The organism is Cupriavidus mimosae (genome assembly GCF_023952485.1).
GTDB classification, from domain to species: domain Bacteria; phylum Pseudomonadota; class Gammaproteobacteria; order Burkholderiales; family Burkholderiaceae; genus Cupriavidus; species Cupriavidus taiwanensis_C.
Genome location: NZ_JALHRY010000003.1, coordinates 278496 through 294636 on the forward strand (window position 1 = coordinate 278496; position 16141 = coordinate 294636).

Sequence of the window (16141 nt, forward strand, 5' to 3'; positions counted from 1 at the left end):
GAACGGCCGCAAGCTCGCCCTGGCATTGTGCCTAGTCCGCCAGCACTTCCGCCACGGGCAGCGCGCAAGCCTGCTCGGCGCGCCGCCAGTAGGACGGATTGCCGTAGGTGTTCTTGAGGTGGTCGATAAACAGCCGCACCCGCAGCGGCAGGTGCTTGCGCTGCGGGAACACCGCATGGATGCCGATCGGCGGCGCCTGGAACTCGTCCAGTACCGTCATCAGCCGTCCGCTGGCGATCTCGCTGCCGACTTCCCACCACGAGCGCCAGGCCAACCCGTGGCCTTGCAGGCACCACTCGTGCAGCACTGCGCCGTCGCTGCATTCCATGGTGCCGCCCACCTTCACGGTCACCGCGCGGCCCTCTTCCTGGAACACCCAGCCGCGCTGCATGTTGGCGCTGGCGCCAAAGGCGAGGCAGTTATGGCGCTGCAGGTCCTCGGGCGTGTGGGGGCGCCCGGCGCGCGCCAGGTATTCCGGCGCGGCCACCACCACGCGGCGGGTTTCGGCAAGCCGGATCGACACCAGGCTGGAATCGGGCAGGTCGCCCAGGCGGATGGCGCAGTCGAAGCCTTCGTTGACCAGGTCGACTACGCGGTCAGACAGGTCCAGCGTGATCGACACGTCCGGGTGCGACTCGATGAATAGCGGCACCAGTGGCGCCACGTGCTTGCGCCCGTAGCCGGCCGGCGCGGTCACGCGCAGGTGGCCGCTGGCCTTGACGCCGCCGGCCGAGACGCTGGCCTCGGCGTTGTGCAGGTCGTTCAGGATGCGCTGGCAATCCTCCAGGAACGCCGAGCCCTCGAAGGTCAGGCTGATCTTGCGCGTGGTCCGCACCAGCAGCTTGACGCCCAGCCGCTCTTCCAGGGCATCGATGCGCCTGCCAATGATCGCGGGCGCCACGCCCTCGGCCGCGGCGGCGGCGGACAGGCTGCCGCGCGAGGCGACGGATACAAAGGTCTCCAGTTGTTTGAAATGGTCCACGAATGTTTCGCCTGAGTTGCACGGAAGGTCCCGCGGGGTGCCGCGCTGGCCACGCAAAGGGTGCCAAGGCAGGTCTTTGGTCACCAGTGAAGAGGATTTGGTGCGGAGTTTTGTTTTAGTCAGCCAAGATTAGTTGTGTAAAAGTAAAAGATCAAGTGACCGACGCCCACTTTGCCGCACTGCAGCGTCTCCCTACAATTCGATGCATTCAATGGTGTACAGAGCCACGCAGCTGTGGTCTGGCCACCGCTCACTGAGTCGGCCCCCTGAGTCGGCCCCTGACTCGCCCCTTAAAGTCGCCCCGTACCGTTGCAGGTTGTCCAGGCCCCTATGAACAAGATCCGCGCCGTCGTCTTCGATGCCTATGGCACGCTGTTCGACGTGTATTCCGTTACCGCGCGCGCGGAGCAGTTGTTCCCGGGCCGCGGCGAGGCGCTGGCGCTGCTTTGGCGCGACCGCCAGATCGACTACACCCGCATCCGCACCATGGCCGGGCACGACGGCGCGCACTACAAGCCGTTCTGGGCCATCACCGTAGACGCGCTGCGCTACGCCGCCGAGCGCCTGGGCTTGATGCTGGATGAAGCGACTGAAGCGCAGTTGCTCAAGGAGTACGCGTGCCTGTCGGCGTTCCCGGAGAACCTCGGCGCACTGAAGCGACTGCGCAAGGCGGGGCTGCCGCTGGGCATCCTGTCCAACGGCAACGCCGAGATGCTCGACATCTCGGTCAAGAGCGCCGGCATGCACGGGCTGTTCGACCACGTGCTGTCGGTCGATGCGGTGCGCCAGTACAAGACCGCGCCGGCCGCCTATGCGCTGGGGCCGCTGGCCTTCGGGCTGGACGCGCAGGAGATGCTGTTCGTCTCGTCCAACGGCTGGGACGCCTGCGGCGCCACCTGGTTTGGCTACACCACTTTCTGGATCAACCGTGCCGGCCATCCGGCGGAGCGGCTCGACGTCGCCCCCGCCGGCACCGGGCACGACATGAACGACCTGCTCGAATTCGTCCGCGCCCATGGCGTGACGGCATAGCAGGGCGCCCAACAACCAACGCTATCGCTATCGTTTAACAGGAGAACACTGATGGCTATCACGCTGCCCGCGGGCATGAAGATTACCGGCGAAATCCTGCCGGCCTACGAAGATATCCTCACGCCGGAAGCCCTGGCCCTGGTAGACAAGCTGCACCGCGCCTTCGAGCCGCGCCGTCAGGAACTGCTGGCCGCGCGCGTCGCGCGCGCCAAGCGCCTGGACGCCGGCGAGGTGCCTGACTTCCTGCCCGAAACCAAGAGCATCCGCGAAGGCGACTGGAAGGTCGCGCCGGTGCCCAAGGCGCTGGAATGCCGCCGCGTGGAAATCACCGGCCCGGTCGAAGCCAAGATGGTGATCAACGCCTTCAACTCGGGCGCTGACAGCTACATGACCGACTTCGAGGATTCCAACACCCCCAACTGGCACAACCAGCTGCAGGGCCAGGTCAACCTGAAGGCCGCCGTGCGCCGCACGCTGACCCTGGAATCGAAGGGCAAGCAATACAAGCTGAACGACAAGATCGCCACGCTGCAGGTGCGTCCGCGCGGCTGGCACCTGGACGAGAAGCACGTCACCATCGACGGCAAGCGCGTCTCGGGCGGTGTCTTCGACTTTGCGCTGTTCCTGTTCCACAACGCCAAGGAACAGATCGCCCGCGGCGCCGGCCCGTTCTTCTACCTGCCCAAGATGGAAAGCCATCTGGAAGCGCGCCTGTGGAACGATATCTTCGTGATGGCGCAGAACGAGATCGGCCTGCCGCAAGGCACCATCAAGGCCACCGTGCTGATCGAGACCATCCTCGCCGCGTTCGAGATGGAAGAGATCCTGTATGAGCTGCGCGAGCACAGCGCCGGCCTGAACGCCGGCCGCTGGGACTACATCTTCTCGTGCATCAAGAAGTTCAAGAACGACAAGGACTTCTGCCTGGCCGACCGCGCCAAGGTCACCATGACCGCGCCGTTCATGCGCGCCTACGCGCTGCTGCTGCTCAAGACCTGCCACTCGCGCGGCGCCCCCGCCATCGGCGGCATGAGCGCGCTGATCCCGATCAAGAACGATCCGGAGAAGAACGCCATTGCCATGGAAGGCATCATCAGCGACAAGCGCCGCGATGCCACCGACGGCTACGACGGCGGCTGGGTGGCGCACCCGGGCCTGGTCGAGCCGGCCATGAAGGAATTCGTGGCAGTGCTGGGCGACAAGCCGAACCAGTTCGAGAAGCAGCGTCCGGACGTGCAGGTGAAGGGCGCAGACCTGCTCGACTTCAAGCCGGAAACGCCGATCACCGAGCACGGCCTGCGCATGAACATCAACGTCGGCATCCACTACCTGGGCGCCTGGCTGGCCGGCAACGGCTGCGTGCCGATCCACAACCTGATGGAAGACGCCGCCACTGCCGAGATCTCGCGCTCGCAGGTGTGGCAGTGGATCCGCTCGCCCAAGGGCAAGCTGGAAGACGGCACCAAGGTCACGGCCGAGCTGGTGCGCAAGCTGATCCCGGAAGAACTGGCCAAGGTGAAGGAACTGGTCGGTGGCGACACCAGCACCTATGACCGCGCTGCCGAGATCTTCGAGCAGATGTCGACCTCGGAGGACTTTGCCGAATTCCTCACGCTGCCGCTGTACGAGGAAGTCTGAGCGCGACCAGGCACTTTGCCCGGTTCACGGAAACCGCAGCTTCGGCTGCGGTTTTTTTGTTTTTAGTTTGTCGGCCCCCTGTTAAGCCGGCTTTAGACCTGTCTTGCGGTGCAGCATTACAGCGTAATTAGTTGTAACAATAGTGTCTGTTACTGCACTTAATATGTCCTATCTTGAAGACTTTATGGGTTTATCCCTAGCGCCTGGATTAGAGGAAACACTCTAGGATGCGGGTTCGATGGTGCGCTGCACGATTGGAGGCGCGGCCCGGTCTCGAAGCTGGTGCCGCGGCCCGTTCCCAATGCCGGTGTGCCATTCCGTCCGATTCACCCATAGGAGATCTGCATGTCACCTTTTACGCCCGAACAATTTGCTGCGGCGCAGAAGTCCAATGTGAGCCATTTGTTCGCGCTGACGAACACGGCGTTTGAAGGTTTCCAGAAGCTGACCGAGCTGAACCTGCAGGCTCTCAGGACCTCGCTCGCCGAAGGCCAGGTCAATGTCGAAGCGGTACTGGCCGGCAAGGATTTGCGCGAAGTGTTCGCGGCCCAGGGCAACCTGGCCCAGCCGGCTGCGGAGAAGGCGGTGGCGTATGCACGCCATGTCTATGAAATCGCCTCGAACACCCAGGCGGAGCTGAGCAAGGCCGTCGAGGCCCAGTACGAACAGCACAACCGCAACGTCCAGGTTTTCGTTGACACTTTCGTGAAGAACGCGCCGGCCGGTTCGGAAGCGCTGACCGCGTTGCTGCAGTCGGGTGTTGCCGCGGCCAACAACACCTATCAGTCGTTCCAGGACGCCGCCAAGCAGACTGCCGAAGTCGCCAAGGCCAATTTTGCCAAGACTGCCGCAGCCGCGTCGGCCTCGGCCGCGAACGCTACGCCGCGCGCCGCCAAGGCGTAACAGCACAGCGAACACAGCGCTGGCCCGGCCAGGCCGGACCGCGCGCTGCACACAGATCGCAGGCATGCAGGCCCGGGAACCCCCGCGTTCCCGGGCCGCGGCACCGCGACACCATATCTTCCCGCCCCATCCATGCGCACCGGGACCGGCACGGTCCGGCCCGGCATGGCCGCGCTTTGCCTGCGCAACGGTAGCGGGAACTTGCTCGGGGACTACCGGGGGAATGTCCCTTCCTGCACGGCAGGGGTCTTTCAACTCACGACAACGAAGCAATCAGTATGACGAAGAGAATCGCATTGGTAACAGGTGGCATGGGTGGACTCGGCGAAGCCATCAGCATCCGGCTGCATGACGCCGGCCATGCCGTGGTGGTGACGCACTCGCCCGGCAATGCCAACGCCGGGGACTGGCTGGCCACGATGGCGGCCAGCGGCCGCGAGATGCGCGCCTATGAGGTCGACGTATCCGACTATGACGCCTGCCAGGCCTGCGCCGCGCGCATCCTGGCCGACGTCGGCCAGGTCGACATCCTGGTGAACAATGCCGGCATTACGCGCGACATGGCTTTCAAGAAGATGGACAAGCCGAACTGGGATGCGGTGATGCGGACCAATCTCGATTCGGTGTTCAACCTCACCAAGCCGCTGTGCGAAGGCATGGTCGAGCGCGGCTGGGGCCGCATTATCAATATCTCGTCGGTAAACGGCTCCAAGGGCGCGTTCGGCCAGACCAACTATGCCGCGGCCAAGGCCGGCATGCACGGCTTTACCAAGTCGCTGGCGCTGGAAGTGGCGCGCAAGGGCGTGACGGTCAACACGGTCTCGCCGGGCTACCTGGCCACCAAGATGGTCAACGCCGTGCCCAGGGAGATCATGGAGACCAAGATCCTGCCGCAGATTCCGGTGGGCCGCGTCGGCAAGCCGGAGGAAGTGGCGGCACTGATTGCCTACCTGTGCTCCGAGGACGCGGCCTATGTGACCGGCTCCAATATCGCCATCAACGGCGGGCAGCACATGCAGTAAGGAGGCCGGGGGCGGGGACCTCGGCACCGGCCCGGGCCCGCTCCTGCCGCCAGCGATGGCCAGGCGCCGGCCGCCGGCCATCGTTGCGTTCCGCCGCAAGCCGGATTCTTGTCCATACTGAAGCTTGACCGGCGGACCGGCTCACCGCCGCCGCGAACCAACCCATGGGGAGGGGAATCGTGTTCAAGCACATCTTGCTGGCCACCGATGGCTCGGAACTTTCAAGGATGGCGATGGAGGCCGCGATCAGCTTTGTCAAGGCCGATGGCGCCAGGCTGACTGCCTATACGTGCATGGAGGAGTATCCCTACCTGGCATCGGGCGATGCCGGCCATCCCAGGCGCAAGGCCTTCGAAGAGCAGGAAGCCGAACGGGCCCGGGCGCGGCTGGAAGAGGTGGTCGCCGCCGCCAGCGCGGCGGGCGTGCCGTGCGCCACCGACATGACGGCAACGGTTCCCTACAAGGGCATCATCGAGGCCGCGGCAAGGCACGAGTGTGATGTGATCTTCATGGCGTCGCACGGCCGCAGGGGCCTGGACGCCTTGCTGGTCGGCAGTGAGACGCAGAAGGTGCTGACCCACTGCCGGGTTCCCGTGCTGGTCTACCGCTGAAGGCGCGGGCGTTGGCGTGGGCGTGGGCGCGCAGGCCCCCGATGCGGCCTGCCGTCGGACTCCATTGCACGGAGGTGCTGCCATGGCGGATATCGAACAGGAAAAGGTGGTCGGCGTTCTCAACCGGATCCTCGAGGCCGAGCTCGCCGGCGTGGTGCGCTACACGCACTATTCGTTCCTGATCTTCGGCTTCGGGCGCATCCCGATCGTGTCGTGGCTGCGCGAGCAGGCCAACGAGTCGCTGCTGCATGCGCAGCAGGCCGGCGAATGGATCACCACCCTCGGCGCCTATCCCTCGCTTGGCATCGGCGAGCTGCTGGACGCCCACACCCAGGATATCGGCGCGATCCTGCGCGAGTCGCTGGCCACGGAGCGGGAGGCGCTGGCGCTGTACCGGGAACTGCTCAGCCTGGTCGAGGGCCGCTCCGTCGCGCTGGAAGAGTATGCGCGGCAGCTGATCCAGCTCGAGGAACTGCACGCCGGCGAGGTCGAGAAGATGCTGCGCAAGCCCGGCGCGCCCATGATCCCCGATCCTGCCAGAGGCGCCGACCAGGGATAAGGCCGGCATCCGTGGCACGACCGCCTGCTGCCGGCCCGCTCACTTGCTGCCGTCGCGCGCATCCCCGCCGATCGCGTCGACGATGATCATGGTGCGGTCCAGCACGCCGCGCTCGTCGAAGTACGCGCTGAAATGCGCCGGCTGATACGCGCCGGCGTAGAGCCGGTACGACCACGCCTCGCGCTTCATCATCGGGTAGTACTCGACCGGCTCGCGCGGCAGGCCGAAGTGCTCGGCCACGTCCTGCTTGGTCCACACGCCCGGGCGGGCGGCGTAGATTTCCTTCTCGGTCAGCATCTGGCGGAAGCTGGTCAGCTTGCCGCCGGCGTCGAAGTCCGCGGCATACACCTCGAAGCCGAGCGGCTGCTTGGAATAGATCCAGCGGCTGGTGCCGTTGGCGAGCGGATAGGTTTCGGAAGGCGCGCCGAAGGTATCGCGCACGGCGCTCTGCGGGCTGCCGATCATTTTCTGCGCGGTCTGCACGGGCTGCAGCGTTGCGCAGGCACACAGCAGGGTTGCCGCGGTGGCGGCCAGCCAGACAGACAGGCGATGGCGCATGGTGGGTCTCCGGTAAGCACTGCGGATGGGGATCCGTTCAGCATAGCGCAACGCATCCGGACGCGTGCTGAGGTTGCGCCGCGCGTTACCAGCCGAATCGGTAATCCTTTGCCGGATGCAGCCGCCAGGTGCCGTCGCCCGGCAGTTCCAGCACCTGGTGGTGATACTTCAGCAGCGTGGGCCGGTGGCTGACACTCACCAGCGTCGCCTGCAAGCCGGCCAGCAACTGGTACAAGGCCTCTTCGTTGCTGATGTCGAGGGCGCTGGTGGCCTCGTCCAGCATCACATAGCGCGGCCTGGCCAGCAGCACGCGCGCGATGGTCAGCCGCTGCTGCTCGCCCAGCGACAGCACCTTGCTCCAGTCCACTTCGGTGTCGAGTCCGCCGAAGCGGCCGGCGATGTCGCGCAGGTTGACGGTATCCAGCAATTGCAGCAGCTCGCCGTCTGCGACCTGCCGGCCGACATGGTTGGGATAGAGCAGCTGGCTGCGCAGGCTGCCGACCACCATGTACGGATGCTGCGGCAGGAACAGCATGTGCTGCGGCGCCGGCCGCACGATGCGCCCGGTGCCGCTGTTCCACAGGCCCGCGATCGCGCGCATCAGCGAACTCTTGCCGCCGCCGCTGGCGCCGACGATCAGCAGTCCCTCGCCGGGATTGATCGACACGCTCAGGTCGGTGACCAGCGTGCGCTCCTGGTTGGGCGTCTGCAGCGTGACATGTTCCAGCGCGAGCCGCGAGTCCTGGCGGGACTCGATGGTGGAGGCAGCCCGTGCTGCGGTCGTCCTTTTCCCGGTCAGGGTACTGGAGAACGTGTCCAGGCGATCGAGCCCGGCCACGAACCGGCTCAGGTCTTCAAAGTTGTCGACGATCACCGTCAGCGCATTCAGCACGGCGGCGAAGGCGCCCGCGGCGCGGATCGCGCTGCCGACCTCGAGCTCGCCGTCCAGCACGCGCGAGGCCACGATCGCGCTGGGCAGCAGGATGGTAAGGAAGCCATAGCCATATTGGAACATGTTCAGCCCGAGCTGCCAGCGGATGAGCCGCTCGAAATTCTGGAACGCCTTGCCGAAGCGCCCGCGGACATGGGAAGACTCCTGCGGCTCGCCGCGATAGAACGCGATCGACTCGGCGTTCTCGCGCACGCGGATCAGGCTGAAGCGGAAATCGGCCTCGCGCTTGAGCTGGTAGAAGTTCAGGCCGATCAGCACCCGCCCGAAGCAGACGATCGAGACAAAGGTTCCGGCGATGGCGTACACCACCAGGAAATAGACCAGTTCCCTGGAGATGATCCACAGCACCGCGCTGAACGCAATCAGCTGCAGCAGCGCGCCGATGCCGATCGACAGGAAGAACAGCGACTGCCGGGTAAAGGTGTTGATGTCCTCGGAGATGCGCTGGTCGGGGTTGTCGATGCCGGCGTCCGCATTGAGCTTGTAGAAAATGCGGTTCTTGAAATATCCGTCCAGGTAATGGTGGGTCATCCAGCGCCGCCAGTGCAGGCCTAGCAGGTTGCGGATGTAGTAATAGACCGCGTAGACGGGAATGGCGACGATCAGGATATACAGGCAGCTGCGGATCGAGGCCCAGAAACGGTCGGCGTCGCGCGCCGCCAGCGCCGAGGTGAATTCGCCGGTCTGCTCGTTGATCAGCACCTCGGCCTGGGTCTGGCCCAGCAGCAGCAGGATCAGCACCAGCAGCAGGCCGGCCGCCTTCCATCGCTCCTGCGAGGCCCAGTAGGGTTTGGCGATCACCCAATAGCGGGTCCAGACGTGCCGGGTCGACGTGGCGGGGCGTTTGCCGGGGGGCGTAGTGCTGTCGGCCACCTCCGGCTCGGGCACGGCGCTCATAATCCACCTCCGGGGTGCTGAGCGGATTTCATTATCGTCACATGGCGGCACGGCTCCGGGCGCGGACCGCGGCGGAAAATGACTATTGAAATATAGGCCAGCAAAATCGATGCCCGGCGCTTTTGCGCGAGCCCGGCCCGCGCGGGCGCCAGGCGCCACTGGCGGTGGCTTGACGCAGGCGTCGAAGCTGATTCCAATCCCGGGTGATCGTTTCCCCATCACAGGCCGCCCCCGCATGGACCGCTTCGACGCGCTGCAACTCTTCACCCGGATCGTGGAACTGGGTTCTTTCACCCGCGCCGCCAGCGCGCTGGACATGCCGCGCGCCACGGCGACCCACGCGATCAAGGAGCTCGAGGCGCGCGTCGGCGCCCGGCTGCTGGAGCGCACCACGCGGCAGGTGCGCCCGACGCTGGACGGGCAAGCCTTTTATGAGCGCGGCAAGCGCGTGCTGCAGGCGCTGGAAGACGCCGAGACCTCGCTCAGCACTCAGGTGGCCGACCCGCGCGGCACGCTGCGACTGGACCTGCATGGCACCCATGCCACGCTGGTCATCCTGCCGCGCATCGGCGAGTTCCGCGCGCGTTATCCGCATATCGACCTGGTCATCAGCAGCGGCGACCGCCTGGTCGACCTGATCGGCGAGGGCATCGATTGCGTGGTGCGCGCCGGCCGTCCGCGCGATTCGTCGCTGGTGGCGCGGCGCCTGGCGGAGATGCCCGAGGTGCTGTGCGCCAGTCCCGCGTACCTGGCGGCGCACGGCACGCCGCGGCATCCGTCGGAGCTGGCCGAACATGTCGGCGTGGGCTTCTTTTCCCGCAACCATGACAGCCGCTACCCGTTCACGCTGACCGTCGATGGCGAGGTGCGCGCGTTCCGGGCCAGCGGCTGGGTTTCAGTCAGCGATGCCGAGTGCTATACCAGCGCGGCGCTGGCCGGCTGCGGCCTGATCCAGGTGCCGCGCTTCCGCGTCGAAGACCACGTGCGCGCCGGGCGGCTGGTGCCGGTGCTGGAAGCCTGGCCATGCCCGGACTTGCCGGTGTCGGCGCTGTACCCGTTCCACCGCCAGCTGGCGCCGCGCGTGCGGGTGTTTGTCGACTGGGTGGCGGGCATCTATGCGGAACGGTTCGGGCCGCCGCGCGCCACAGCCGGCGCCGCGCATGGTGGAAACCCGGGCCTGTCCCCGGCCTGAACACTCACTAAGATGAAAGACCCGCCGCCGGTGCGGCGCACAACGATAACGCGGAGACTTCATCTATGGATCGTCGACAGTTCCTGAACACCGCGGCGCTCGCGATGGCAGCCGGCGTGGTGCCGCACGCGCTGGCCCAGCAGTGGCCCGCGCGCGCCATCCGGCTGGTGGTGGCCTATCCGCCGGGCGGCGGCACCGACGTGGTGGCGCGCCTGTTCGCCGACTACCTCGCGCGCGCGACCGGGCAGTCGGTGGTGGTGGAGAACAAGCCCGGCGGCGCCACCATTCCGGCCACGCAGGACGTGATCCGCGCGAAGAACGATGGCCAGACCTTGCTGGTGACGCTGGGCTCTTCGGCTACCTCGGGCGCGCATATCAACCGCGTGCCCTACGATCCCTTGACCGACCTGACCGCGCTCGCCGAACTCGGCCGCGCGCCGGTGCTGATGGCCGCCAACAAGGACGCGCCGTACAACACGCTGAAGGAGCTGGTCGCCTACGCCAAGGCGAATCCGGGCAAGCCGATCCACTCGGCCTCGTACGGTCCGGGTACGTCGTCGCACTTCGGCCCGCTGCTGTTCAACCGGCTCGCCGGCACCAATCTCGAACCGGTGCTGTACAAGGGTTCCGCGCCCGCCACGCAGGATCTGGTGGGCGGCGTGGTGCCGCTGATGATCGACGGCCTGACCACCGGCGTGCCGCTGTACCAGGCCGGCAAGACCAAGGTGCTGGCCACCACCATCCCGGAGCGCTCGGAACTCGCGCCCGGCGCGCCCACGTTCCGCGAGCTGGGCTACACCGAGATGGAGCAGCTGAGCGGCTATTTCGCGCTGTTTGGCCCCAAGGCCATGCCCCGCGAGACGGTGGAGGCGGTCTCCGCCGCAGTGCGCAAGGTGCTGGCCGATCCCGCTTACCAGAAGCGGCTGGCGGGCGTGGGCGTGCTGCCGCCGCAGGCGGTCACGCCGGATGCGTTCGCCACGCAGATCCGCGCCGACCATGCACGCTGGGGACAGTTCATCAAGGACATCGGCTTCAAGATCGAGGGAAGCTGAACCTCCGGCGCTTCACGCGTCGTCTTGCTGGCTGGCCTTTGCCGGGGTGCGCGCCGGCGCTTTTTTCTTCGCCTTGCCCTGGTTGAACGTGATCGCGGCGCGGACCAGGGCCTTGAGCGCGCGTGCGTCGATCTTGTCGCCCTCGGCGAGGTCGATCGCGCGCCATTTATTGCCGTCCAGGCCGGCGTTGAAGAGATGGGCCGGGTCGGGCAGGCTGGCGCCGTTGGTAAAGGTAATCTTCACCTTGGCCTTGTGGGCGTTGGCGACGGCGATCATGCCGTCGCGCGACCATACCGGGCTGCCCATCCATTTCCATTCCTCGACGATGCCGCTGTCGGCGGCGAGGATGGCCTTGCGCAGGCTGGCCAGGGTCTGGCCGCGCCAGTCGGCCAGGCTCGCGATCAACTGGTCGATCTGTTCAGATGGTTGCATCGATGCTCGTTCCTCGAGGTTCTGGCTGACCGGCTTATCATAGCCGCTCAGTGCGGTCTCGCCGAGCAACGTCGGCCAGGGAGTTCAGCCATGGTCAACAGCACGTCCCGGACCCCGGCAGGGGGGCGCGCAAGCCCGCGCAGAAGGTCGCCACCCGCCCGCCACTGGCAAGCCGGTGCTGCTGGCAGGCGGCAATCCGCAGATTCCGAAAGGCGATGGCGATGCGCCGGTGCAAGCCTAAATCCTGTTGGATTCCACAGGGAGGCCGCAACGCGCGGCGGCGGCGAGCGCTCATGCCGGGCCCGGCTTCTGGCCTATATTGAAGACCTGCGGCATGGGCACCGGCGTCGCCGGACCGGCCGCGGCCGGAAGGAGCGCGCCATGAAGATCGCCAGCATCGAAGCCATCGCCCTGCGCATTCCGTTCACGGTCGGCGGCGTTTCGGCCGCGGGGGTCTGGGGCGGGGCGGGCATGCAGGCCGCCGATTCGCTGCTGCTCAAGGTGAGCACCGATGACGGCCTGGTCGGCTGGGGCGAAACCTTCGGCTTTGTCGGCGTTCCGGCGGCCAGGGCGGCGATCGAGCAGATGCTGGCGCCGGCCTGCATCGGCCGTGAGGCGAGCCAGATCGATGCGATCGGCCTCGACCTGCAGCGCAGCTTCCATGTGTTCGGGCGCAGCGGGCCCTTGTTCTACGGGCTGTCGGCGCTCGATATCGCGCTGTGGGACCTCTGCGGCAAGGCGGCCGGGCTGCCCGTTTACCGCCTGCTAGGCGGAGCGCGGCGCGAGCAGTTGCCGGCCTACGCCAGCCTGATCCGCTATGCCGATGCCGAAGCGATCTCGGTCAACGTCAGGCGCGCCATCGCCGATGGCTACCGCAGCCTGAAGCTGCATGAAGTCGACCTGGCCGTGATCCGCGCAGCGCGCGCGGCCGCGGGCCCGGATATCGAGATCACGCTGGATACGAATTGCCCGTGGACGTTGCATCAGGCCATCGACATGGCCCGCGCCCTGCAGCCCTTGTCGCTAAGGTGGCTGGAAGAGCCGCTGTGGCCGCCCGAGAACTACGCCGGACTCGCGGCGCTGCGCCGGCAATGCGCGATTCCGGTCGCCGCCGGCGAGAATGCGACCACGCTGATGGAATTCGAGCATCTGCTTGGCATTGGCGCCGTCGATGTGGTGCAGCCCAGCCCGGCCAAGATGGGCGGCATCAGCGCCCTGCGCGATGTCTTTGCCCTGGCCAGGGCGCGCAACGCGCAGGTGATGGTCCATACCTTCTACGACGGCCCCGGGCTGCTGGCCGCCATGCATGCCACCGCGGCGCTGGGCGATGCCAGCGCCATGATCGAATGGCGGTACTTCGACATGGCCGCGCAAGTGCTTGGCGATGCCGTGGTGCCGCGCGACGGCATGATCGCGCTACCCGCGGGCCCTGGCCTGGGCATCGACCCGGATCCCGACGTGATCCGGCGCTACCGCGTCGGCTGACGCCGCCGCTCAGAAGTCAACCTTCTCTCCCGGCTGCGGCACGATCACGCTTGCCGCGGCACCAGCGCCCAGCGCCGCCCTGAACTCCTCTGGCGTGCCGCTCGCTTGCGCCGAGGTCTGGTAGTGGATCGGGATCGCGAAGCGCGGCCGGATCAGGTCGCGCACGGCGATCGCGGCATCCTGCGGTCCCATGGTCGAATACCCGCCGATCGGGATCAGCACCAGATCCGGCTTGTAAATCTCGCCGATCAGGCGCATGTCGCCGAACAGCCCGGTATCGCCCATGTGCCAGATGCGGAAGCCGTTCTCCAGTTCGATGATGTAGCCCACCGGCTCGCCGCCGTAGTGGGTTTCGTCCTTGCCGGTGGCCGGGTTCTTCAGCGCCAGTTCGGACGAGTGTTCCGCATGCACCGCCGTGATCTTCGGGCCCGCCGGGCCAAACGGCATGACCGTGCCACTCTTGCCGAAGCGCTGCACCTGTGCCTCCGGCACCAGGCCCAGGCTGACCAGCGCTCGGCCCAGGCCGCCGCCGTTGTACACCGGTGCGTTGCTCAGCCGGGCCAGCGCGGGGGTATCGCCCAGGTGGTCATTGTGGGCATGCGTGACCAGGATCAGGTCGACCTTGCCGAGCGCGGGCAGCTGTTTGAAGCCGGGCGGGGTCTTCGGATTGTTGGTCAGCCATGGGTCGATCACGATGACCTTGCCGCCCGGCGTGGTGATGCGCGTGGCGGCCTGGCCCAGCCACAGCACTTCGGCCTTGCCCGCGGTGGGCTGGCCGGGCGTTACCGGGCGCGGGGCGTCCGCCGGCGGCGTGGGCGCGGCACAGGCGCCGAGCAGGGCGGTGAGCGTGATGACGGCGGCGCGCATCCTCGCAAGGTGTCTGAGCATGTCCTTCCTCCGTGAGTGGATCGATGCCGGATCGATGCCGGACCGATACCGGATCCATATGCAACGCAGCGGGCTAGCGCACAAACATGCCGAGGCCCTCATGGTCGTAGAACTCCAGCCAGACGCGGTCGCTGGAAAACGCGGCCTGCGAGATCGTGCCCGGCATGGCGTTTTCATTGGCGAGCGTGAAGGTGAAGATATCGCCGTCCCAGTGGCTCAGCGGCAGCACCAGCGGCGTCGCGCCCAGCGTCATCACCAGCGTGCCGCCCTGGTCGGCGACCTGCAGCGGACCATAGTAGTCGTTGCGGTAGGTGCCGGTGTAGGCCGACAGCGCACGCGCCGGCAGCGGATTGGCCGGGCGCGGCTGTCCCACCAGCCGGCCTTCCGGCTCCAGCAGCGGTGCCAGCGCATCGCCGTAGAGCTTGCCCCAGTCGCGGCGGATGGCGCCGAATTGCGCCAGGTCGAAGAACTGGGCGCTCAGGGTTTCCGGCACGCCGATGGGCTGCGCGTTGGTCAGCGTCACGATGGCCAGGTTTAGTTCTGGTACCGCCATGAAGCTGGTGGCGACGCCAAGGGCGAAGGCGCCGGAGTGGTTGAGCGAGGTCAGGCCCAGTTCGGTGGTGCCGACATTGAAGCCATAGCCATAGTAGCCGGCAGGGCGCTCGCCGGCGGGCGGGTTGCTCTGCATTTGCGGACTTATCGCGGGCGCCAGCGCGGCGGCATCGACCACCCGCTGCCCGCCGAACTCGCCCTTGGCGAGCAGCATCGTCAGCCATTTCGCCATGTCGTTGACCGACGCACTGACGCCGCCCGCCGCCGATTGCGCATCGGGCATCCGCGTCGATCCCTGCACCCAGTTGCCGTTGACCCGCACGTGGCCGAGCGCGCGGTTGTCGCGCGCGGCATAGTCGGCAAAGCGAGAGCTGGTGCGCGTCATGCCCAGGGGCTGGTACAGCGCCTGTTCCGACAGCGTGGCCCAGTCGGTGCCGGCGGCGACGGCAACCGCTTCGGCGGCGGCGGTCATGCCGAAGTTGGTGTACGCGTAGACCGCGCGGAACGGATGCAGCGGCATGAAGCGCAGGCGCGTCAGCACTTGCTGGCGGTCGTAGCCCATGTCCTCGAGACGGTCGCCGGCGTGGTCCGGCAGGCCGGAGCGGTGGGCGTAGAGATCGCCGATGGTGACGGCCGCCGACACCTCGGCATCGGCCAGCGTGAACCAGGGCAGGTGCGTGCGCACCGGCGTATCCCAGCTGATGCCGCCGCGCCCGACCTGGCGCGCGACCACCGTGGCGCCGATGGACTTCGACACCGAGGCCAGCTGGAACACGGTGTCGGCATCGACCGGCGCGGGATCGGTCACCAGCCGGCGCCCAAAGCCCTTGGCGTAAACAGTCTGGTTGCCGCGCACCACCGCGACCGCCATCCCGGGTACGCGTGAACTCGCCATCAGGTCCGCAACCAACTGGTCCAGTTGCGCGATGGCCTGGGTAATCTGCGCCGGAGGAACCGGCTCGGGTGGCGTGGGCTTGGGCGGCTCGTCGTCGCCGCCGCCGCACGCTGGCAGCGCCGGGACCAGCAGGCCGCCCAGCGCGGCTCCCAGGAAACGGCGACGCTCTTGCAGTTTGCCCACGGTAGTTCTCCGTTATGAAGCGGAACAGGCGTGGCTGGGCCGTGGCCTGTGGATGGAACTACTGTATGCGATCGGTAGCCCGGAGGCGAAGGAGAGAGAGGTTTCGACGCTGCCAAAGCAAAAGGCCCGCACTGTCGTGCGGGCCTTTGCCTGAAACTCTGGTGCCCAGGAGAGGACTCGGTCACGCATGCGCGACCCCGGCTGCGCTTGCAAGCGCAGCCCTTCTCGTCCTCGCGAAAAGCGCTCAAGCGCTTTTCTTCCTGGGCGGAAAAGAAAAAAGGTCTGCATGCGCAGACCTTTTTTAAATT

The 16141-nt window shown here is 66.7% G+C and carries 15 protein-coding genes; 9 read left to right on the top strand and 6 right to left on the bottom strand.

Annotation, left to right across the window (positions count from 1 at the left end; all coding sequences use genetic code 11):
• Positions 1-31: 31 nt before the first annotated feature.
• Positions 32-982 carry a LysR family transcriptional regulator gene (locus MKD50_RS07665; RefSeq protein ID WP_252666776.1) on the bottom strand — a complete coding sequence of 317 codons (951 nt, stop codon included), beginning with the start codon at positions 980-982 and terminating at the stop codon, positions 32-34.
• A gap of 330 nt (positions 983-1312) precedes the next feature.
• On the opposite strand from MKD50_RS07665, the gene MKD50_RS07670 reads away from it, so the two are divergent.
• From MKD50_RS07670 to MKD50_RS07695, 6 genes are all read left to right on the top strand, one after another.
• The gene (locus MKD50_RS07670; RefSeq protein WP_115703466.1) at positions 1313-2014 is read left to right on the top strand and encodes a haloacid dehalogenase type II; all 702 of its coding nucleotides are present in this window, start codon (positions 1313-1315) and stop codon (positions 2012-2014) included.
• A 51-nt stretch (positions 2015-2065) separates the two neighbouring features.
• On the top strand, positions 2066-3652 hold the full coding sequence (gene aceB / locus MKD50_RS07675; protein WP_115703464.1) for a malate synthase A: 1587 nt from the start codon (positions 2066-2068) through the stop codon (positions 3650-3652).
• Positions 3653-3997: 345 nt separating this feature from the next.
• Entirely contained in the window at positions 3998-4555 is a 558-nt protein-coding gene (gene phaP3, locus MKD50_RS07680) for a TIGR01841 family phasin PhaP3 (RefSeq protein WP_115703463.1), read from the top strand.
• Between the two features lie 278 nt (positions 4556-4833).
• Positions 4834-5577 (top strand): acetoacetyl-CoA reductase, encoded by a 744-nt coding sequence (gene phbB / locus MKD50_RS07685; RefSeq protein ID WP_115703461.1) that lies wholly within the window; start codon positions 4834-4836, stop codon positions 5575-5577.
• Between the two features lie 179 nt (positions 5578-5756).
• Positions 5757-6188, top strand: coding sequence for a universal stress protein (locus tag MKD50_RS07690; RefSeq protein ID WP_252666777.1), 432 nt, complete (start codon positions 5757-5759; stop codon positions 6186-6188).
• Positions 6189-6270: 82 nt separating this feature from the next.
• Entirely contained in the window at positions 6271-6747 is a 477-nt protein-coding gene (locus MKD50_RS07695) for a ferritin-like domain-containing protein (RefSeq protein ID WP_115703457.1), read from the top strand.
• A gap of 39 nt (positions 6748-6786) precedes the next feature.
• Here the strand turns inward: MKD50_RS07695 and MKD50_RS07700 are convergent, their stop codons facing one another.
• Together MKD50_RS07700 and MKD50_RS07705 are read right to left on the bottom strand one after the other, a co-directional pair.
• Positions 6787-7305: a hypothetical protein gene (locus MKD50_RS07700; RefSeq protein ID WP_115703455.1), complete on the bottom strand. Its 519-nt coding sequence runs from the start codon at positions 7303-7305 to the stop codon at positions 6787-6789.
• Between the two features lie 85 nt (positions 7306-7390).
• A complete protein-coding gene (locus MKD50_RS07705; protein WP_252666778.1) occupies positions 7391-9154 on the bottom strand; it encodes an ABC transporter ATP-binding protein/permease in 1764 nt (587 codons plus the stop codon).
• Positions 9155-9389: 235 nt separating this feature from the next.
• Between MKD50_RS07705 and MKD50_RS07710 the strand changes: the two genes are divergently transcribed.
• Together MKD50_RS07710 and MKD50_RS07715 are read left to right on the top strand one after the other, a co-directional pair.
• Positions 9390-10346, top strand: a complete 957-nt coding sequence (locus tag MKD50_RS07710; protein WP_115703451.1) for a LysR family transcriptional regulator — start codon at positions 9390-9392, stop codon at positions 10344-10346.
• Positions 10347-10411: 65 nt separating this feature from the next.
• Entirely contained in the window at positions 10412-11398 is a 987-nt protein-coding gene (locus MKD50_RS07715) for a Bug family tripartite tricarboxylate transporter substrate binding protein (RefSeq protein WP_252666779.1), read from the top strand.
• Between the two features lie 12 nt (positions 11399-11410).
• Here MKD50_RS07715 and MKD50_RS07720 read toward each other — a convergent pair whose 3' ends face one another.
• A complete protein-coding gene (locus MKD50_RS07720) occupies positions 11411-11830 on the bottom strand; it encodes a DUF1801 domain-containing protein (RefSeq protein WP_240072226.1) in 420 nt (139 codons plus the stop codon).
• A 381-nt stretch (positions 11831-12211) separates the two neighbouring features.
• Between MKD50_RS07720 and MKD50_RS07730 the strand changes: the two genes are divergently transcribed.
• On the top strand, positions 12212-13315 hold the full coding sequence (locus MKD50_RS07730) for a mandelate racemase/muconate lactonizing enzyme family protein (RefSeq protein ID WP_115703445.1): 1104 nt from the start codon (positions 12212-12214) through the stop codon (positions 13313-13315).
• Positions 13316-13324: 9 nt separating this feature from the next.
• Here MKD50_RS07730 and MKD50_RS07735 read toward each other — a convergent pair whose 3' ends face one another.
• Together MKD50_RS07735 and MKD50_RS07740 are read right to left on the bottom strand one after the other, a co-directional pair.
• Positions 13325-14203 carry a metal-dependent hydrolase gene (locus tag MKD50_RS07735; RefSeq protein WP_371925300.1) on the bottom strand — a complete coding sequence of 293 codons (879 nt, stop codon included), beginning with the start codon at positions 14201-14203 and terminating at the stop codon, positions 13325-13327.
• Between the two features lie 73 nt (positions 14204-14276).
• A complete protein-coding gene (locus tag MKD50_RS07740; protein ID WP_252666780.1) occupies positions 14277-15833 on the bottom strand; it encodes a serine hydrolase in 1557 nt (518 codons plus the stop codon).
• Positions 15834-16141: the final 308 nt, after the last annotated feature.